This is a genomic window from Vibrio rarus, from assembly GCF_024347075.1.
In the GTDB taxonomy this organism is placed as follows: Bacteria; Pseudomonadota; Gammaproteobacteria; order Enterobacterales; family Vibrionaceae; genus Vibrio; species Vibrio rarus.
In genome coordinates this window covers 537573-556281 of sequence record NZ_AP024900.1, presented here as the reverse complement: position 1 = coordinate 556281, position 18709 = coordinate 537573, and the positions used below count along the sequence as shown (strand labels likewise).

The 18709-nt window shown below is 43.9% G+C and carries 16 protein-coding genes; 2 read left to right on the top strand and 14 right to left on the bottom strand.

The window, feature by feature from the left end; translation table 11 throughout:
- Positions 1–77: 77 nt before the first annotated feature.
- From prfC to ubiT, 7 genes are all read right to left on the bottom strand, one after another.
- Complete coding sequence (gene prfC / locus OCU56_RS02625) at positions 78–1667, bottom strand: peptide chain release factor 3 (RefSeq protein ID WP_261874023.1); 1590 nt, start codon at positions 1665–1667, stop codon at positions 78–80.
- 130 nt (positions 1668–1797) lie between these two features.
- Positions 1798–2781: a flavin reductase family protein gene (locus tag OCU56_RS02620; RefSeq protein ID WP_261874022.1), complete on the bottom strand. Its 984-nt coding sequence runs from the start codon at positions 2779–2781 to the stop codon at positions 1798–1800.
- Between the two features lie 69 nt (positions 2782–2850).
- Positions 2851–4512 (bottom strand): hydroxylamine reductase, encoded by a 1662-nt coding sequence (gene hcp / locus OCU56_RS02615; protein WP_261874021.1) that lies wholly within the window; start codon positions 4510–4512, stop codon positions 2851–2853.
- 249 nt (positions 4513–4761) lie between these two features.
- Positions 4762–5205, bottom strand: a complete 444-nt coding sequence (rimI, locus tag OCU56_RS02610; RefSeq protein WP_261874020.1) for a ribosomal protein S18-alanine N-acetyltransferase — start codon at positions 5203–5205, stop codon at positions 4762–4764.
- Entirely contained in the window at positions 5198–5629 is a 432-nt protein-coding gene (locus tag OCU56_RS02605) for a DNA polymerase III subunit psi (protein WP_261874019.1), read from the bottom strand. Before OCU56_RS02605 ends, rimI begins: the two co-directional genes overlap by 8 nt.
- Positions 5607–6110, bottom strand: coding sequence for a GNAT family N-acetyltransferase (locus tag OCU56_RS02600; protein ID WP_261874018.1), 504 nt, complete (start codon positions 6108–6110; stop codon positions 5607–5609). Before OCU56_RS02600 ends, OCU56_RS02605 begins: the two co-directional genes overlap by 23 nt.
- A complete protein-coding gene (gene ubiT / locus OCU56_RS02595) occupies positions 6100–6636 on the bottom strand; it encodes a ubiquinone anaerobic biosynthesis accessory factor UbiT (protein WP_261874759.1) in 537 nt (178 codons plus the stop codon). The genes OCU56_RS02600 and ubiT overlap by 11 nt, the downstream gene beginning before the upstream one ends.
- Positions 6637–6829: 193 nt before the next feature.
- Here ubiT and ubiU point away from each other — a divergent pair, with 193 nt between their 5' ends.
- Together ubiU and OCU56_RS02585 are read left to right on the top strand one after the other, a co-directional pair.
- Complete coding sequence (ubiU, locus tag OCU56_RS02590; protein ID WP_261874017.1) at positions 6830–7843, top strand: ubiquinone anaerobic biosynthesis protein UbiU; 1014 nt, start codon at positions 6830–6832, stop codon at positions 7841–7843.
- A 13-nt stretch (positions 7844–7856) separates the two neighbouring features.
- Positions 7857–8735: a U32 family peptidase gene (locus tag OCU56_RS02585; RefSeq protein WP_261874016.1), complete on the top strand. Its 879-nt coding sequence runs from the start codon at positions 7857–7859 to the stop codon at positions 8733–8735.
- Between the two features lie 103 nt (positions 8736–8838).
- Here OCU56_RS02585 and nlpI read toward each other — a convergent pair whose 3' ends face one another.
- The 7 genes from nlpI to nusA all read right to left on the bottom strand — a co-directional run bounded on the left by nlpI (position 8839) and on the right by nusA (position 18687).
- A complete protein-coding gene (gene nlpI / locus OCU56_RS02580; RefSeq protein ID WP_261874015.1) occupies positions 8839–9750 on the bottom strand; it encodes a lipoprotein NlpI in 912 nt (303 codons plus the stop codon).
- 119 nt (positions 9751–9869) lie between these two features.
- Positions 9870–11993 carry a polyribonucleotide nucleotidyltransferase gene (pnp, locus tag OCU56_RS02575; protein WP_261874014.1) on the bottom strand — a complete coding sequence of 708 codons (2124 nt, stop codon included), beginning with the start codon at positions 11991–11993 and terminating at the stop codon, positions 9870–9872.
- Positions 11994–12570: 577 nt separating this feature from the next.
- Entirely contained in the window at positions 12571–12840 is a 270-nt protein-coding gene (gene rpsO / locus OCU56_RS02570; RefSeq protein ID WP_005417682.1) for a 30S ribosomal protein S15, read from the bottom strand.
- Positions 12841–13031: 191 nt separating this feature from the next.
- Entirely contained in the window at positions 13032–13985 is a 954-nt protein-coding gene (gene truB / locus OCU56_RS02565; protein WP_261874013.1) for a tRNA pseudouridine(55) synthase TruB, read from the bottom strand.
- The gene (gene rbfA / locus OCU56_RS02560; RefSeq protein ID WP_261874012.1) at positions 13985–14380 is read right to left on the bottom strand and encodes a 30S ribosome-binding factor RbfA; all 396 of its coding nucleotides are present in this window, start codon (positions 14378–14380) and stop codon (positions 13985–13987) included. The genes truB and rbfA overlap by 1 nt, the downstream gene beginning before the upstream one ends.
- 108 nt (positions 14381–14488) lie before the next feature.
- Complete coding sequence (gene infB / locus OCU56_RS02555; protein ID WP_261874011.1) at positions 14489–17176, bottom strand: translation initiation factor IF-2; 2688 nt, start codon at positions 17174–17176, stop codon at positions 14489–14491.
- A gap of 20 nt (positions 17177–17196) precedes the next feature.
- Positions 17197–18687: a transcription termination factor NusA gene (gene nusA / locus OCU56_RS02550; protein WP_261874010.1), complete on the bottom strand. Its 1491-nt coding sequence runs from the start codon at positions 18685–18687 to the stop codon at positions 17197–17199.
- Positions 18688–18709: the final 22 nt, after the last annotated feature.

The window sequence follows — 18709 nt, the reverse complement described above, 5'->3', positions numbered from 1 at the left end:
GAGAAGCAATACCTGCTTTTATTTGGTATAAAAAGCCCGTTTTAGCGACTATAAAGCGTGCAACGGGCTTTTTATTATTAGTGCTCGCGAGTGGCGCGGAATTCAACTTCGGGGAAGCGCTCTTTAGCAAGGTTCAAGTTGACCATAGTTGGAGCGACATAAGAAAGGTTGTCACCACCATCTAAAGCTAAGTTACTTTGGCTCTTACGCTTAAACTCTTCTAGCTTCTTAGCGTCGTCACACTCAACCCAACGCGCTGTGGCTACGTTTACGCTCTCGTAAATCGCTTCTACGTTGTACTCAGCTTTAAGACGCGCGACAACCACATCAAACTGCAACACACCCACAGCGCCAACGATAAGATCGTTGTTCTGTAGTGGACGAAATACCTGTACCGCCCCCTCTTCTGAAAGCTGAACAAGGCCTTTAAGCAATTGCTTTTGCTTTAGTGGATCGCGCAGACGAATGCGACGGAATAGCTCTGGCGCAAAGTTAGGAATACCAGCAAATTTAAGTGACTCACCTTGAGTAAAGGTATCACCAATTTGAATGGTGCCGTGGTTATGTAAACCAATGATATCACCCGCGTACGCTTTCTCAGCGCGAGTACGGTCGCCGGCCATAAAGGTCACCGCATCAGAGATGCTGACGTTTTTACCCGTACGCACATGGTTCATTTTCATGCCTTGTGAGTAAGTACCCGATACGATACGCATAAAGGCAATACGGTCACGGTGCTTAGGATCCATATTGGCTTGGATCTTAAATACAAAACCAGAGAACTTTTCTTCTGTCGCAACCACTTGACGCTCATTGGCTTCACGAGTTTGAGGCGCTGGGGCCCACTTAGTGAGACCTTCTAGCATATGATCAACACCAAAGTTACCCAGTGCGGTACCAAAGTAGACGGGGGTTAGTTCACCCGCTAAAAAGAGTTCTTGATCAAACTCTGGGCAAGCACCAATCACAAGCTCAAGCTCTTCACGAACGCTTTCAGCTAGATCATCACCAACGGCGACATCTAACTCTGGGTTATCTAACCCTTTAATAATACGAACGTCTTGGATTTCATGGCCATGGCCTGATTCATATAAGATCGTTTCATCACGGTGAATGTGATAAACACCTTTAAACTCTTTACCACATCCGATAGGCCAAGTAATTGGCGCACACGCCATGCTAAGCTCGCTTTCAACTTCATCAAGCACTTCCATTGGATCGCGAACATCACGGTCCAATTTGTTCATGAAAGTAACGATAGGTGTATCACGTAAACGCGTCACTTCCATCAATTTACGCGTACGATCTTCGACACCTTTCGCCGCATCAATCACCATCAAACATGAATCAACAGCCGTCAGAGTACGATAAGTATCTTCCGAGAAATCTTCGTGTCCTGGGGTATCGAGAAGGTTAACTAAGCAACCATTAAATGGGAATTGCATCACAGAGGTCGTTACCGAGATACCACGTTCTTTTTCCATCTCCATCCAATCTGACTTGGCATGTTGATTAGAACCACGACCTTTTACCGTACCCGCTTTTTGGATAGCGTTGCCAAATAATAATACTTTTTCGGTGATGGTCGTCTTACCCGCATCCGGGTGAGAGATAATCGCAAACGTACGGCGTTTGCTCACTTCTTGCTGAAATGGACTATTTGTCATGATCGAATTCTTTTGGTTGGTGCACTGGCGAAAATTGGCGCTATTTTCGCTGATTCTACGCCATTTCACAATCTATCTATACAATAAAGGCCCAACCTTAGGTTGAGCCTTTACAATAAAAGTCTAATTATCAGCCAATTTCAACAAACATGTCATCTTTTACTTGGCTTGCACAGGCTAAAAAGTACCCTTGTTCTATATCATCTGCGCTAAGAGGACCGGTTGTAGAACTCAGTAGCTTCTCTTTATCACCCTTACAGCGACAACTGCCACACACACCAGCGCGACAAGCTGCAAAAATGGGAAGTCCTTCTTTTTCTAGTGCTTCCAATACCGTTTCATCTTCAGCAATACTCACTTCACTGCCGTTAACACTTAATGTATGAGTACTATCGCCACCCGCTACCGCCGACTTTTCAATCACCGCATTAAACTGCTCATGAAAAACACGCTGAGGGTTAACCCCAAGAGAATCAAACCAAGCTTTAGCCGATTCCATATAAGCATTAGGGCCACACATCAGTACGCTTCGTGAAGCAACATCACTTACCTGTGACTGCAACAACTCCTGACAGAGACGTCCACTATACAAATTGTTCTCATCATCACGACTCACTGACCAAATCAATTGTAAGTTTGAGTGCTTGGCGGCTAAAGCTTCAAGCTCTGCCACATAGATACGATCGTTTGGCGTGCTTGCGCTATGAATAAACACGATATCCGCTAATGGCTCATCGGCTAAACGGGCCAGTAACATGGAATATACAGGTGTAATACCACAACCGGCACTGAGCATGAGTAAAGGCTGTTGATTGACTAAATTAAGATTAAAATCCCCAGCTGCAAGACCACTATTGAGCGTATCTCCTACAGAAAAACGATCCGCTAGGTAGTTGGATACTCGTCCACCAGCTACGCGTTTAATGGTCAAACTGCACTGCTTGTCGCCAGGTAAAGAGGCCAATGAATAACAGCGTTGATGGGTTTCGCCATCAATATCAACTTCTAAAGGTAGAAATTGTCCAGGAATAAAATCCATCTCACTGTTTGCTTCAAACCAGTATGTGGTTACGTCACAGGTGTCTTTGCGAATGTCGGTACAAGTCAGTTGCATCTTTAAAACTCATTATTTGCAGTCAAAGAAGAGGAGCTAAGCTCCTCTTTATATTTTTGGGGATCTAAATTAACCTAGGATGTCAGCAAGATCTTGCTCAACCGTAGTGATCAAGCGTAGACCTGTTTGCTCATGTAGGTGGTTTAGAAGGTTCTCAGTTAAGAACGCTGGAGCCGTTGGGCCTACACGGATATCTTTAATGCCTAGCGCAAGCAGAGTAAGCAGTACTGCAATCGCTTTTTGCTCAAACCAAGATAGGATTAGAGATAGAGGCAGTTCGTTTACACCACACTCAAAAGTCTCAGCCAGTGCAAGCGCTAGCTGAATTGCAGAGTATGCGTCGTTACATTGACCCACATCTAATAGACGAGGAATACCGTTTACATCACCGAAATCTAGGTCGTTGAACTTAAACTTACCACACGCTAGAGTCAGGATTAATGTGTCTTGAGGTGCAGCTTTAGTGAATTCAGTAAAGTAGTTACGCTCTTTTTTGTCACCATCACAACCGCCAACAAGGAAGAAGTGACGAATGTTACCGGCTTTCACTTGCTCGATAACTGCAGGTGCGGCTTCCATTAAAGCGTTACGGGCAAAGCCAGTTGTTGTGTAAAGAGGGATCTCATCAAACTTGAAGCCTTCACATTCTAGTGCTTTGTCGATAACTGCAGAGAAATCATGACCCGTGTGATGCAGAACGCCAGGCCAGCCTACGATGTTACGAGTGAACATACGGTCAGCATAACCATTAGTTTCTGGGTTAATCAGACAGTTAGATGTCATTACGATTGCGCCAGGGAAATTAGCAAATTCTTTTTGTTGGTTCTGCCATGCGCTACCGTAGTTACCTACTAGATGAGGGTGTTTACCACCAAGCTCTGGGTATGCGTGTGCAGGAAGCATTTCACCGTGAGTGTAAACATTAATGCCTTTACCCGCAGTTTGCTCAAGGATGTATTTAAGGTCAATCAGGTCGTGACCAGAAACAAGAATCGCTTTACCTGCGATTGGCTTCATGTTGACTTTCGTTGGTACAGGATGACCAAATGCTTCGGTCTCACCTTGATCTAGCATTTGCATAACGCTGTAGTTCAAGTGACCACACGCCATAGCAAGTTCAAGCAGTTCATTCATTTCAGTTGGGTTTTCACCCAGACGAGCCATGATGCGATGGAATTCTGCTGAAACGTCTTCTTTTTGCTGACCAAGAATACGTGCGTGTTCCATGTATGCGGCAACACCTTTTAGACCATACAGTGCTAATAGACGTAAACCTAAAATGTCTTCGCCCACTTCTGTCACATCATTATTTAAAGCCGCATCTGGCGCTTTGCTCAATAATGTGACTTTTTCAGCTTCAATAGTAAACTGAGCCGCACCTTCTAATACTTCAGGTTGTACGTTTTGTACCAAGCAGGCCGCTTCATAGGCTGCTTTTAATTGTGCTTTATAAGCAAGGGCTTGTTCTGTGTATTTAATTAGACGAGCATCGTCAAAATTCACATTAGTCAAAGTAGCAAAAAACGCTTGTGGTACATAAGCATCTGCATCTGTATCGACTACACCCAGTTTGCGCGCTGCATTCGCGTACGCACTGACACCTTGTAGGATATAAATCAACACATCTTGCAAATCAGAAATCTCTGATGTTTTGCCACACATGCCCATTGCATACTGACAACCATTGGCAACAGGGGTTTGCATTGTTTGCTCGCATTGAATACAGAACATTTGGCCTCACTTAAAGTTATATTTGATATACATGTTATATGGCGTGAATTTTAGTGCCTCGCTGCCCTATAAAGAAGCATTTAAATTACTACTTAACGCTTGCTTGATCTAGATCAAGTAAACTCATAGAGAATGATTATCACTATTGTTTGCAGGTTTAGAGTGAGGGTTGAGTTAATGGGGGAGGCATGAATAGCGGAATAAAGAAACGTCACCGCCACCTTAATATAATGGCAGTGAGTGCAATAACTATAAGCAGAGATAACTCATTATAATTGCATCTTCGCGTCCTGAATGGGTAGGATAGTAATTATGGCGTCGATCCACTTCGTTAAAACCAGCATTAAGGTATAACGACTGGGCGATTTGATTAGACTCTCGTACTTCTAACCAAATACTTTCCGCACCGCGCTGCTCGCATAACTCAATGAATTGCTCGATGAGTTGACCACCAATACCTTGCCCTTGCCTGTGTGGATCCACCGCAATGTTCAGTAAAGTCACCTCTCCCACAATATTTTGTGCATAAAAGTAACCCACTACGTTCTGATCTTGCTCAAAGGCAAAATGCATAGCACCACGACTGTCGAGATCGTCAATCATGGTTTGCTTCCATGGGTGAGAATGGGCTTTCGACTCAATTTGCCATACTTGCTCAAGATGCAATGGTGTTAACGGGGTAAGATTAAACATTGGCTTGTATTTGATTCCATAATTGACGACGGTTCTGATTATGACCGTCAATATCTGACAGTGCTGGAGAGTGAATCACACGCACCCCATCCACAGATGCCACCTCACAGTCACTAAACCATAACCATTGCAAACGATGGGCAGTTAACTGCTGGAACTGGTGAGGATAGAGATGACGGCAATCACTCAACTGCAAATTCATTGCCTTGAGCACCTTTTGCAAAAATTCAGCATAATGCCCACAAGGGATCTGCGGAGACACCAACAGCAATTTAACCGACTCATCCAACTCAATAGCAGGCAGCTGGTATCCTTGCAAACGCTCTGGATGCAACAATTGCCACTGTTCGATACCCATTTCGGAAAGTAAAGCGCTATAAGAGCTTGGGTCCACAATCGCCTCAGAACTGGTCAAATTCTTCACAATATTCAATTAAGCCAGACTGACCATCAAAGCTGTCGCCAGTTAAATCTAACACTTGGAATACGCCAACGGGGAGGTCCCACTGACAACGGAAACGGTTTTTTTCCGCACAGGCAAAGCCAAAGCGAGAGTAATATTCAGGATCCCCTAGCACGACACATGCCGAGTAACCAAACTCTAATAATGAGTCCAGCCCCTCTTTGATCATGCGCTCTGCAATGCCTTGGTTTCGATAATCTTCATGAACCGCTACTGGAGCCAGCCCCTGCCAACCATAGTCATTTCCAGATAACGTCACAGGAGAAAACTGCGCACAACCGATAACTTTTCCTTGCTCATCACTGGCTACAATACTTAATGTAATATTGCCATTTTCACGTAGGCTGTTCACCAGTTTAGCTTCGGCATCCGTAGGAAAAGCGTGCTCTAATAATGCTAATATTCCTAAATTATCCGCCGGTGCTTCTGTTCTAATAAGCATTGCCCGTCTCTCTCACTGCAGTAGTGTGTAAGTCTGTTGAAGTCTGTACGCCTTTCGCTACAAAAGTCGCTAACTGCTCCAAGCCAGTCCGCACGGTTTTTGGTAGTGCATCCAGATCCACACTATCCATCAGGTTCTTAACTTCTAACCCTAGTTCAGTATCCCCTTCAATGCTCAAGCGGCGTTGAAAAAAGAGCGTATCAGGATCTTCTTTTCTGCCCGCGATAAGTACGAGGTCATTAAGTGAACCACTGAAACTCACATGGTGTTCTTGTTGAACGGTACTAACTAATAACTGACCGTCATCGCAACTAATAAACCAGCTTAAATCCATATCGGTTACCGACACTTTAAGCCACTGACCTTCGAGAAACTCAAAGTCACCATCTTCTAATGCTTCTTTAAATACTAACTTTAACGCCTCTAGTAGAGTCATACTGCGTATCTTCGCCGGCATTAATTTAGCGGGTACCCTAAAAATAGTCGCGGCATTCACGACCAATTGTTGTCTGACTTTTTCGAGCACGTTTGCTTCTCTCATCAATAAAATCTAATACATGATACTGAATTATAAAAATAAATGAACTGAGTTCGGTCAAAGTCCAGTATTTCACGATGAATAATCACACAAATGCATGACAAAACTGCCTCATATCAATTACCGATTTAACACATGTCGCTACAATATCGGACTGTTTTCCCTGTGAACGATCAGAATTATGGAACTACTCTGCCCTGCGGGCAACTTACCCGCACTGAAAACGGCTATTGATTGTGGCGCTGATGCTGTTTACGTCGGCTTCAAAGACGACACCAATGCTCGCCACTTTGCTGGTTTAAACTTCAACGGCAAAAAATTTGAAAAAGCTGTGCAATACGTACACAACGCGAACAAAAAAATTCATGTTGCCCTAAATACCTTCGCCCAACCATCAGGATTTGAACGTTGGACCAACGCTGTAGATATGGCAGCACAAAATGGTATTGATGCCCTCATTGTGGCCGATATTGCTATCTTAGAATATGCTGCAAAACATTACCCTGAACTTGAACTGCACCTTTCAGTTCAAGCCTCTGCGACTAACGTGGCTGCTGTAGATTACTATCACAGTAACTTCAATATTAAGCGAGTTGTATTACCTCGAGTGCTCTCGATTCACCAAGTAAAACAACTTTCTAGAAATTTAACCTCTGATGTTGAGCTTGAGGTATTTGCCTTTGGCAGTCTATGCATCATGTCGGAAGGTCGCTGTTATCTTTCATCTTATTTGACAGGGGAATCCCCAAACACTGTAGGCGCATGCTCACCGGCTAAATATGTTCGTTGGCAAGAAACCGACTCAGGCCTAGAGTCTCGTCTCAATGAGATCTTAATTGATCGCTACGCAAAAGATGAAAACGCGGGCTACCCAACCCTTTGCAAAGGCCGCTTTAATGCCGATGTGGACGGGGAAACTAAGCTGTATCACGCCTTAGAAGAACCCACTAGCCTCAATACGTTATCGCTACTGCCAGAGTTATTTGCCGCCAATGTGGCTTCGGTAAAAATCGAAGGACGTCAACGTAGTCCCGCCTATGTAGAGCAAGTTACCCGCACTTGGCGAGCGGCAATCGATGCGTATCAAAGCAACCCTAATAATTATCAGGTTCAACCACAATGGGATAAAGCGCTCGCTAATGTATCCGAAGGGACACAAACCACCCTTGGCGCCTATCATCGTAAATGGCAGTAGGAAAAAAGTAACTATGAAGTACTCATTAGGGCCATTACTGTATTTCTGGCCAAAACAAGACGTCGAAAGCTTTTATCAACAAGCGAAGCACTCCTCCTCTGACATCATCTATCTCGGTGAATCAGTGTGTTCTAAACGAAGAGAGTTAAAGGCTCAGCACTGGTTTGATATGGCCAAAGAGCTCTCAACATCCGGTAAGCAAGTGGTGTTATCCACTATGGCGCTTTTAGAAGCACCGAGCGAAGTGAACATCATGAAAAAATACATCGACAATGGTGACTTTGCCATTGAAGCAAACGATGTATCAGCCATTCAACTGGCACAACAAAAAAAGGTTCCGTTTGTCGTCGGTCCAGCCGTTAATACGTACAACGCCCACACTCTAAAGCTGTTTCTCAAGCAAGGGATGATTCGTTGGTGTATGCCCGTTGAACTGTCCAGAGACTGGTTAGCGAAAACCTTAGATCAATGTCAGGAGATTGGCATACGCCATCAATTTGAAGTAGAGGTATTCAGTCACGGCTATTTGCCATTAGCTTACTCTGCGCGTTGCTTTACCGCCCGCGCAGAAAACAGAGCCAAAGATGAATGCGAGACCTGTTGTATAAAATACCCTACCGGCCTTAAAGTCGATAGCCAAGAAGGACAAACGGTCTTCAACCTCAATGGAATCCAAACCCAGTCCGGTTATTGCTATAACCTAGGCAATGATATTCCGTCGATGCAAGGTTTAGTAGACGTGATACGTCTCAGCCCTCTCGGGATTGAAACACTGAACCAACTTGATGCGTTCAAGGCCAATGAGCAGGGCAATAAGCCCATTACTATATCCGATCACCAGTGCAACGGTTATTGGCATCAAATCGCTGGGCTAGAGTTACACCAATCATAATGGCTAAATTTATACCCATGCCTGCAGTATTAGGCTAAGTTAACAGATAAAAAAACAGCCCATCAAAGTGGGCTGTTTTCAATGATTTGCTGGTTTATTGGGCTTATTGTTCACTATTGTCTTGCTGATTATTCTGTTGCGCTTGCTCTGCACGGACGGCTGAGAAAATACGACCTAACTCTAAGAAAGCGTATCTATGCTCAACGTATTCATAAACATTGAAGCTTAAAGCAATTTTATACAAGCTCACCGCTGTCGCATAGTCACCTTGCATTTGGTAATGTTTCGCTAGATAAAAGTACGCTTCAGTGAGACGCTGAGCCAACATAACGTTATCCGTAGCCCCTTTTGCAATTTCTGCAAAAGCATCACTTTGAGACACCTTATCGAGCATCATACCCACCAAAACCCAGCCCCAATTATCATCTCTTTTTGCATAACTTTGTTCTAATTGCGCGGTCGCATCTGCTTTATTGGCTTTTGTCTCAATAATATATAACCATAACGAACGGAAAGGATCGCTAATATCATCGTTGTAATGATTGGTCATGTCTTCTAATGCTAAATCCGTTCTACCGCCGTAGTACAAGGCAATCGATCTATTGCGCCCAGCATATTGATTATTAGGATCTAACTCTAACGTGGAATCAAACGCTTCATATGCGGCATCAAATTGGCCTACCTGGGTAAAATACACCCCCAAAAGGTTAAACACTTCTGGCTGCGCAGGGTTAAGAGATAAACTCTGATTGAAGTCGTAGCGGGCTAACTCACGCAAACCTAAGCTATCGTAATACATGCCTCGTTGAAAATGCAGCTCTGCCCTTTCATCATCATTAAGATCCGTTCTTAATAATAACTGGGAAGTACGCGCAATTTGCACTTCTTGTTGAATGGAAGGTTGCAGAGGAACGGCCATGATTGGCAGTGCCCATTGCTCATTTTTCCCACCGATACTAGCACAACCTGACATTGTCAGTACCAATCCAGCTATTAGCACACTAAACCATTTCACGTAATACTGCCCTCATGTGGCCCATAGAAATCAAACTTGATTCCTTTAGCATAGAAAAAGAGGAGCTAAAAAGCTCCTCTTTATTTACACATTCATCAATTTTTTCTTAAAAATCAATATTATTCAGCTGCTGGTGCTGCATCATCTGCTGCAGGAGCTTCAACCGCTTCTTTCATGCTTAGACGTACACGACCTTGACGGTCGATTTCTAGAACCTTAACTTTAACTTCTTGGCCTTCTGTTAGGTAGTCAGAAACCTTCTCAACACGCTTGTCAGCGATTTGAGAGATGTGTACTAGACCATCTTTACCAGGAAGAATCGTTACGAAGGCACCAAAATCAGCTAGACGAGCAACTTTACCCATGTAGATAGTACCCACTTCAACTTCAGCTGTTAGCGCTTTGATGCGGTCGATAGCATCTTGAGCTTGCTCACCAGAAGTTGCAGCGATCTTCACTGTTCCGTCGTCTTCGATTTCGATAGTCGTACCAGTCTCTTCACATAGAGCACGAATTACAGCACCACCTTTACCGATAACGTCACGGATTTTGTCAGTGTTGATCTTCATTTGGTGGATACGTGGAGCGAATTGAGAAATCTCTTCACGAGCACCAGAGATAGCTTCATCCATTACAGAAAGGATGTGCTTACGTGCACCTTGCGCTTGGTTAAGAGCAATTTGCATGATCTCTTTAGTGATACCTTCGATCTTGATATCCATCTGTAGCGCAGTGATACCTTCAGTAGTACCCGCTACTTTAAAGTCCATGTCACCAAGGTGATCTTCATCGCCTAGGATGTCAGAAAGAACAACAAAGTCGTCTCCTTCTTTCACTAGACCCATTGCAATACCAGCAACAGACGCTTTGATTGGCACACCTGCATCCATAAGAGCAAGAGAAGTACCACATACAGAAGCCATTGAAGAAGAACCGTTAGATTCTGTGATTTCAGATACAACACGTACTGTGTATGGGAAATCTTCAACAGAAGGCATTACTGCAGCAATACCACGTTTAGCCAGTTTACCGTGGCCGATTTCACGACGTTTAGGAGAACCAACAAAACCCGTTTCACCTACACAGTATGGAGGGAAGTTGTAGTGAAGTAGGAAGTTATCTTTACGCTCACCTGTTAGCTCATCAATGATTTGAGCATCACGCTGAGTACCAAGAGTCGCAGTAACGATAGCCTGAGTTTCACCACGAGTGAATAGAGCAGAACCGTGAGTACGTGGAAGAACGCCAGTACGTACATCGAGTGCACGAACCATGTCTTTTTCACGACCATCAATACGAGGGTTACCCGCGATGATGCCACGACGTACTACTGTCTTCTCTAGATCATGGAAGATAGTGTGAATTTCTTTTGGATTCAGCTCAGCATCTTCAGCAAGTAGCGTTGCTTTCACTTCATCACCGATCTGATGGATACGGTCATAACGCGCCATTTTTTCAGTGATTTGGTAAGCTTCAACAACTTGTGCTTCTGCTAGTGCAGCAATTTTATTTACAAGTTCAGTGTTTTCAGCAGGTGCTTCCCAGTTCCAAGACGGCGTTGCTACTTCTGCAGCAAACTCATTGATAGCTTGGATAGCCACTTGTTGTTGATCGTGACCGAAAACAACTGCCGCTAGCATTTCTTCTTCAGTTAGAGTCTCAGCTTGAGATTCCACCATAAGAACCGCGCCTTCTGTACCAGATACAACAAGATCCAGTTTAGACGTTGCAAGCTCAGTCATTGATGGGTTAAGTACTAGCTCGCCGTCAATGTGACCAACACGTGCAGCACCAATAGGACCGTTAAATGGTACACCAGAGATAGACAATGCAGCAGAAGTTGCCAGCATAGTCACCATATCTGGTTGTACGTCAGGGTTAACAGACATTACTGTCGCGATAACCTGAACTTCATTTTTGAAGCCTTCTGGGAATAGAGGGCGAATTGGACGGTCAATAAGACGAGCTGTTAGTGTTTCGCCTTCTGAAGGACGACCTTCACGCTTGAAGAAACCACCAGGGATTTTACCTGCAGCGTAAGTACGCTCTTGGTAGTTTACTGTAAGAGGGAAGAAATCTTGACCTTCTACCGCTTCTTTTTTAGCAACAACAGATACGAATACAGAAGTATCGTCCATTGTAGCCATTACAGCAGCAGTAGCTTGACGTGCGATAACGCCTGTTTCTAGAGTAACGGTGTGGTTACCGTATTGAAAAGTCTTAACAACTGGTTTTTCGAACATTCTTGTTTCCTTGTCCCATAGCAATCAAGCCATAGAAAAATTTAGTGAAAACCCAACACATTACCAATCGCGACTAGTAAAAATAGACTAACCAATACCAACCGTACTAAATAACGGGTCATTCTAGCTTGTTAAAACATTCGATAACGGCATTCGAATTTTTAGATTGTAGAATCACTACTTATCGAAAAATTTCGCCTTGTTTTCGAGCATTTTTCCTGCGCTATTTCTGATCACTTACTTAGTATGATGGGTATAAATATTTATAATCCATTTGTAATAGTCGCGACCTAGTGGCCGACATCTGTGACTGTAATATTGTTGAGTCGATAGTCATTTTGCAAAAAACGCAAATAACGAGGCGTAGTATAAACTACTTAAGTTAGATTTTGTAATCTAGAGAAGAAAAAGCTGGGGTAAGCCTAAAAACAGGTGAACTTATAGCCATTATTAAAAGAGCATGTATAGAAATAGCACACAATACATAATCCAAAAGATGACGAAAGTGCTACTATCAGGTACAAAAAAAGGAGCCATAGGCTCCTTTTTATTCAAACTGCTTAGCGCAGTCGCTAAATTAGCGACGTAGGCCTAGACGTTTGATTAGGTCTTGGTAGCGAGCTAGATTTTTACCTTTAAGGTAGTCTAGAAGCTTACGACGGCTTGAAACCATACGTAGCAGACCACGACGGCTGTGGTGATCGTGCTTATGGTTAGCAAAGTGACCTTGAAGGTGGTTGATAGAAGCAGTAAGTAGTGCTACTTGAACTTCTGGTGAACCTGTATCGCCTTCACTTTGTGCGTATTCTGCAACGATTGCTGCTTTAGTTTCTGCATTCAGAGACATGTATCTCTCCTGATAAGAGTAAGTTTAAAAGTTGTAGCGCCAATCTCTGATTCAGCCGCTACGCGAAGCGCGAATTATACGGATAAGATTGAGCTAAAGCAAGCGCTATCCTCTACAGTAATAACGGTAAAGCGTCACACTTGTATGCTCATCATTATAAGGTCGTTGTTATACCATATAGGGTATTAAAGCTATTGGTTATCCGCTTCTTCTCTAAATACGACCAATCGCTTAGGGGCAATGCGCCCATCATTATCGATTTCAGCCACACCAATAAAGGTTTTTTCTTCGCCAGAGGTCATACGCACAATACCTTGGTTTGGTGCGCCAAGGACTTGTACTGGCTGACCATGTTGCACCATATCCGTTAACTCTGGGATAAGGTTCACTTCAGGTAAGTCTTCTACTGCGGTATCCATTGGCAATAAAAGTTCGTCTAACAACTCTTTCGGTGGGATCTCTTCAGCCGTTGCTTTATCTAGCAATGCTTGAAGTTGCTCTAAAGTGACCATTTTTTCATAGGGGTATTTAGCCACACCAGTACGACGAAGGTAACTCACATGTGCACCACAACCTAGCATTTCACCAAGATCATCGACAATTGTGCGAATGTAAGTCCCTTTGGAGCAGTGTACTTCTAGCTCCACTTCATCCCCTTCAAAACGGATCAACTCAATCTCAAAAACGGTGATTTTGCGAGATTCACGAGGAACTTCAATACCCTCACGAGCATATTCGTACAAAGGCTTGCCTTGATACTTCAGCGCCGAAAACATAGAAGGAACTTGATCGGTAGTACCACGAAAAGAAGCGATGGCTTCTAATACTTGTTCCTTGGTCACAGATACTGGGCGAGTTTGAACAACGTCACCGTCTGAGTCCGAAGTATTAGTACGTTCACCCAGTTTGGCAATGGTGCGGTAGCGCTTGTCAGAATCTAATAGAAACTGAGAAAACTTAGTCGCCTCACCTAAGCAAACAGGAAGCATTCCCGTTGCCAGAGGATCGAGAGCGCCAGTATGACCTGCTTTTTCAGCAAAATAGATACGCTTAACTCTTTGTAGTGCGCTATTAGAGGAGATTCCAGTTGGCTTATCTAGCAGAATAATGCCATTGACTGGACGCCCTTTACGACGTCTTGCCATTACTCTTCGTCCTCGCGACCCGACTCAGCTTTTTTCTGTTGGTCATTAGACACAACTTCGCTTACTAAGTTAGACATACGCATACCTTCAACCAGTGTATTGTCATACACAAAGCGAACTTCAGGTGTTAGACGAAGACGGATGCGCTTACCTAGCGTCATGCGCACTTCAACTTCATGCTCTTTCAATGCAGCAAGGCTAGACTCTGGCGTTTGGTCACCCACACAGAAGAAGGTAACAAATACTTTGGCAACCGCAAGATCGCGAGAGACTTCCACATCAGAAATGGTCACCATTCCGATACGTGAATCACGCACTTCGCGCTGTAAAATAACCGCCAGTTCTTTTTGCAGTTGTTGCGACACACGCTGTGTGCGACTAAATTCTTTTGACATTGTTTTTCTCACTTTAGAAAAAATAATGAGGGGCATAAGCCCCCCATGGTGTATTCAACAACCAATTATCTAACATTAGAATTCAGATAATTTTTGTCAATGTGTTGATTAGTCAAGAGTACGCTTAACTTCAACAATTTCGAATACTTCGATTTGGTCACCAACGCGAACATCATTGTAGTTCTTAACGCCGATACCACATTCGTAGCCATTCTTAACTTCTTGTACGTCATCTTTAAAGCGGCGTAGAGATTCTAGCTCACCTTCGTAGATTACAACGTTTTCACGAAGAACACGGATTGGGTTGTTACGCTTGATAACGCCTTCCGTCACCATACAACCAGCGATAGCGCCAAGTTTTGGAGACTTAAATACGTCACGTACTTCAGCAAGACCAATGATCTCTTGCTTGAATTCAGGAGCAAGCATACCGCCCATCGCAAGTTTCACTTCGTCAATCAATTGGTAAATGATTGAGTAGTAACGTAGGTCAAGGTTTTCATTTTCAACAGTACGACGTGCAGAGGCATCAGCACGAACGTTAAAGCCAAGAATGATAGCATTAGACGCTGCAGCTAGAACCGCATCAGTTTCAGTGATACCACCAACACCTGAACCTACGATATTCACTTTCACTTCTTCAGTAGAAAGTTTACGTAGTGAGTCGCCAATAGCTTCTACAGAACCCTGTACGTCAGCTTTAAGTACAACGTTAAGCTCTGCAACTTCACCAGCGGTCATATTTGAGAACATGTTCTCAAGTTTAGATTTCTGTTGACGTGCAAGTTTCACTTCACGGAATTTACCTTGACGGTAGTTCGCAACTTCACGAGCTTTACGCTCATCACGTACTACTGTTGCTTCGTCACCAGACGCTGGAACACCAGACAGGCCAATGATTTCAACAGGAATAGATGGACCCGCTTCAACGATTTCATTACCGTTTTCGTCGCGCATTGCACGAACACGGCCGTATTCTTGACCACAAAGAAGGATATCACCTTTATGCAGAGTACCTGACTGAACAAGTACAGTAGCAACAGGACCACGTCCTTTATCTAGACGAGATTCAACAACCACACCTGAAGCCATGCCTTCGCTTACTGCTGTAAGTTCAAGTACTTCAGATTGTAGGAGAATAGTTTCTAGCAAAGAATCAATGTTAGTACCTTGTTTCGCAGAGATGTGAACAAACATGTTCTCACCGCCCCACTCTTCAGGGATAACATCGTATTGAGCAAGCTCATTCTTAACGTTGTCTGGGTTTGCACCCTCTTTATCAATCTTGTTCACAGCAACAATTAGAGGTACGCCCGCCGCTTTCGCGTGCTGGATAGCTTCAATTGTTTGTGGCATCACGCCATCATCAGCGGCAACAACAAGAACAACGATATCTGTCGCTTGAGCACCACGAGCACGCATTGCGGTAAACGCGGCGTGTCCAGGAGTATCAAGGAAGGTGATCATGCCATTGTCAGTTTCAACATGGTAAGCACCGATATGCTGTGTAATACCACCCGCTTCAGCGTCAGCAACGTGCGCTTTACGAATGTAATCAAGAGTCGATGTTTTACCGTGGTCAACGTGACCCATGATAGTAACAACTGGAGCACGAGGCACAGCTTCAAGAGAGCTGTCACGGTCAGATAGTACCGCTTCCTCTAGTTCATTCTCTTTACGAAGAACCACTTTGTGACCCATTTCTTCAGCAACTAATGCCGCTGTTTCTTGGTCGATAACTTGGTTGATAGTCGCCATAGCGCCCATCTTCATCATTACCTTGATCACTTCAGTCGCTTTCACTGACATTTTGTTTGCCAGTTCAGAAACAACAACCGTTTCACCAATTACAACATCTGCTTTTGCTACTGTTGCAGTTTTATCGAAACCTTGTTGCATAGAAGTTGGTTTAGCTAGCTTGCCTTTGCGACCACGACCGCGTTGGTTACGACCACCGCGAGAATTTGAGTTAGCATTGGTATCCGCTGATTTTTTCTTCTTCTTCTTGCGACCACCACCATCCGCACGACGGTCGGCTGCGTCTTCCGCTTCACGAGCGTAAGTAGAAGTTGTGACGTGATAATCAGTGGTCTCTGTCTTCTTAGTTTGTTCTTCTTTAGCCCAACGCTCTGCGTTTTCTTCTGCAAGTTTACGCGCATCTTCAAGAAGTTTTTCCGCTTCTTGTTCTGCTTTACGTTTGGCTTCTTCTTCTTGGCGACGTTTTAAGTCAGCCGCGTCTTTTGCTGCTTGATCTTTCACTTTACGCTCTTCTGAGTCAATTTGTGGAGCTTCTGTTGATTCAGCTTTTGCTTTAGCGGCCGCTTCACGTTTTGCAGCTTCTTCTGCTGCACGTTTTGCTTTTGCTTCAGCTTCACGCACTGCTTTTTCTTCAGCTTCGCGTTTTGCAGCTTCTTCAGCTTCCTGTTTTGCTACAGCTTCTGCTTCTAGACGCGCTTTCTCTTCCGCTTCTAGACGAGCTTGCTCTTCAACAGAGCTACGCTTCACGTAGGTGCGCTTTTTACGCACTTCTACGGTTACATCTTTACTCTTTCCGCCGCCAGCTGCAACACTCAATGTGCTACGTTTCTTACGTTGTAAAGTTAGACGGGTTGGTTCAGACTCGCCTGACGTATCACCATGTTCTTTTTTTAGATGCGTCAATAGTGATTGCTTTTCTTCTTCAGTCACTTTATCGCTAGAGTTCTTTTTCAGACCTGCATCTGCTAGTTGTTCAATTAAGCGATCAACCGGCGTACCAATCTCTTCACTTAGGGCTTTAACTGTAAGTTTTGTCATGCAACTACCTCCGTGCCGGATTATTCTTCGTCACCAAACCAACAGATATTACGCGCAGCCATGATTAACTCACCAGCACGTTCTTCTGTTAAATCGTCGATACCTTCAAGATCATCAATGCCTTGGTCGGCAAGATCTTCTAAGGTCACTATACCTTTGGCTGCAAGTTTGAACGCCATTTCGCGCTCTAAAATTTCTAGGGCTAATAGGTCTTCTGCTGGCTGTTGTAGGCCTTCAAATGACTCTTCTTGCACTAGAGCAAGGGTAGTTAGTGCATTTTTAGCTCGACCACGTAGTTCTTCGACTAAGTCTTCATCTAGTCCATCAATTTCTAGCAACTCGTTCATTGGCACGTATGCCACTTCTTCAAGAGTTGAGAAACCTTCTTCTACCAACATTTCTGCGAAATCTTGTTCAAGATCTAAATGCTTCATGAAGCTTTCAATAGCTTCTGTAGATTCTGCTTCGTGTTTTTTCTGTAGATCTTCTACAGTCATTACGTTTAGCTCCCAACCAGTCAGTTGTGATGCTAGACGTACGTTTTGACCGCTACGGCCAATTGCTTGTGCTAGGTTATCAGCTTCTACAGCGATGTCCATTGAGTGTGTATCTTCATCAACGATGATAGATGCCACATCGGCTGGAGCCATTGCGTTGATAACAAATTGTGCTGGGTTATCGTCCCAAAGGATGATATCGATACGTTCGTTGCCCAACTCTCCAGATACAGCTTGTACGCGTGCACCACGCATACCCACACATGCACCTACAGGGTCGATACGACGATCATTTGTTTTCACTGCGATTTTCGCACGAGAACCAGGATCACGAGCAGCGGCTTTAAGCTCAATAATCTCTTCTGCAATTTCTGGCACTTCGATGCGGAATAGTTCCGTTAGCATTTCAGGCTTAGAGCGAGTAATGAATAACTGGAAGCCACGAGCTTCTGGGCGAACAGAATAAAGAAGACCACGTACACGGTCACCCGGACGGAAGTTCTCACGAGGAAGTTGATCATCACGCAGGATAACAGCTTCAGCGTTGTTACCAAGATCTAAAACCACTGTTTCACGATTTACTTTCTTAACAACACCGGTGATTAGCTCACCTTCGTTATCAATAAATTGCTCAACGATTTGCTCACGCTCAGCTTCACGTACTTTTTGTACGATAACTTGTTTAGCCGTTTGAGTGGTGATGCGGTCAAATTTAACTGACTCAATATCATCTTCAATGTAACCACCAAGTTCGATATTTTCATCATCGTATTTGGCTGCTTCAAAAGAGATTTCAAGAGTTGGGTTTTCAACTTCTTCTACTACTTGCCAACGGCGAAGTGTTTCAAAGTTACCGCTTTTACGATCAATTTCAACACGTACTTCGATTTCGATTTCGTACTTCTTTTTGGTCGCCGTCGCTAATGCGATTTCAAGTGCTTCAAATATACGCTCACGAGGAACTGCTTTCTCATTTGAAACCGCTTCAACTACAGCTAAGATTTCTTTATTCATTCTAATAGCCTCTTAAAATAGA

What these genes read in the sequence shown, in the direction of transcription:
- prfC (WP_261874023.1), bottom strand. Translation starts at nt 1,667, where the DNA reads ATGACAAATAGTCCATTTCAGCAAGAAGTGAGCAAACGCCGTACGTTT.
- OCU56_RS02620 (WP_261874022.1), bottom strand. Translation starts at nt 2,781, where the DNA reads ATGCAACTGACTTGTACCGACATTCGCAAAGACACCTGTGACGTAACC.
- hcp (WP_261874021.1), bottom strand. Translation starts at nt 4,512, where the DNA reads ATGTTCTGTATTCAATGCGAGCAAACAATGCAAACCCCTGTTGCCAAT.
- rimI (WP_261874020.1), bottom strand. Translation starts at nt 5,205, where the DNA reads ATGTTTAATCTTACCCCGTTAACACCATTGCATCTTGAGCAAGTATGG.
- OCU56_RS02600 (WP_261874018.1), bottom strand. Translation starts at nt 6,110, where the DNA reads ATGCTTATTAGAACAGAAGCACCGGCGGATAATTTAGGAATATTAGCA.
- ubiU (WP_261874017.1), top strand. Translation starts at nt 6,830, where the DNA reads ATGGAACTACTCTGCCCTGCGGGCAACTTACCCGCACTGAAAACGGCT.
- OCU56_RS02585 (WP_261874016.1), top strand. Translation starts at nt 7,857, where the DNA reads ATGAAGTACTCATTAGGGCCATTACTGTATTTCTGGCCAAAACAAGAC.
- pnp (WP_261874014.1), bottom strand. Translation starts at nt 11,993, where the DNA reads ATGTTCGAAAAACCAGTTGTTAAGACTTTTCAATACGGTAACCACACC.
- rpsO (WP_005417682.1), bottom strand. Translation starts at nt 12,840, where the DNA reads ATGTCTCTGAATGCAGAAACTAAAGCAGCAATCGTTGCAGAATACGCA.
- truB (WP_261874013.1), bottom strand. Translation starts at nt 13,985, where the DNA reads ATGGCAAGACGTCGTAAAGGGCGTCCAGTCAATGGCATTATTCTGCTA.
- rbfA (WP_261874012.1), bottom strand. Translation starts at nt 14,380, where the DNA reads ATGTCAAAAGAATTTAGTCGCACACAGCGTGTGTCGCAACAACTGCAA.
- infB (WP_261874011.1), bottom strand. Translation starts at nt 17,176, where the DNA reads ATGACAAAACTTACAGTTAAAGCCCTAAGTGAAGAGATTGGTACGCCG.
- nusA (WP_261874010.1), bottom strand. Translation starts at nt 18,687, where the DNA reads ATGAATAAAGAAATCTTAGCTGTAGTTGAAGCGGTTTCAAATGAGAAA.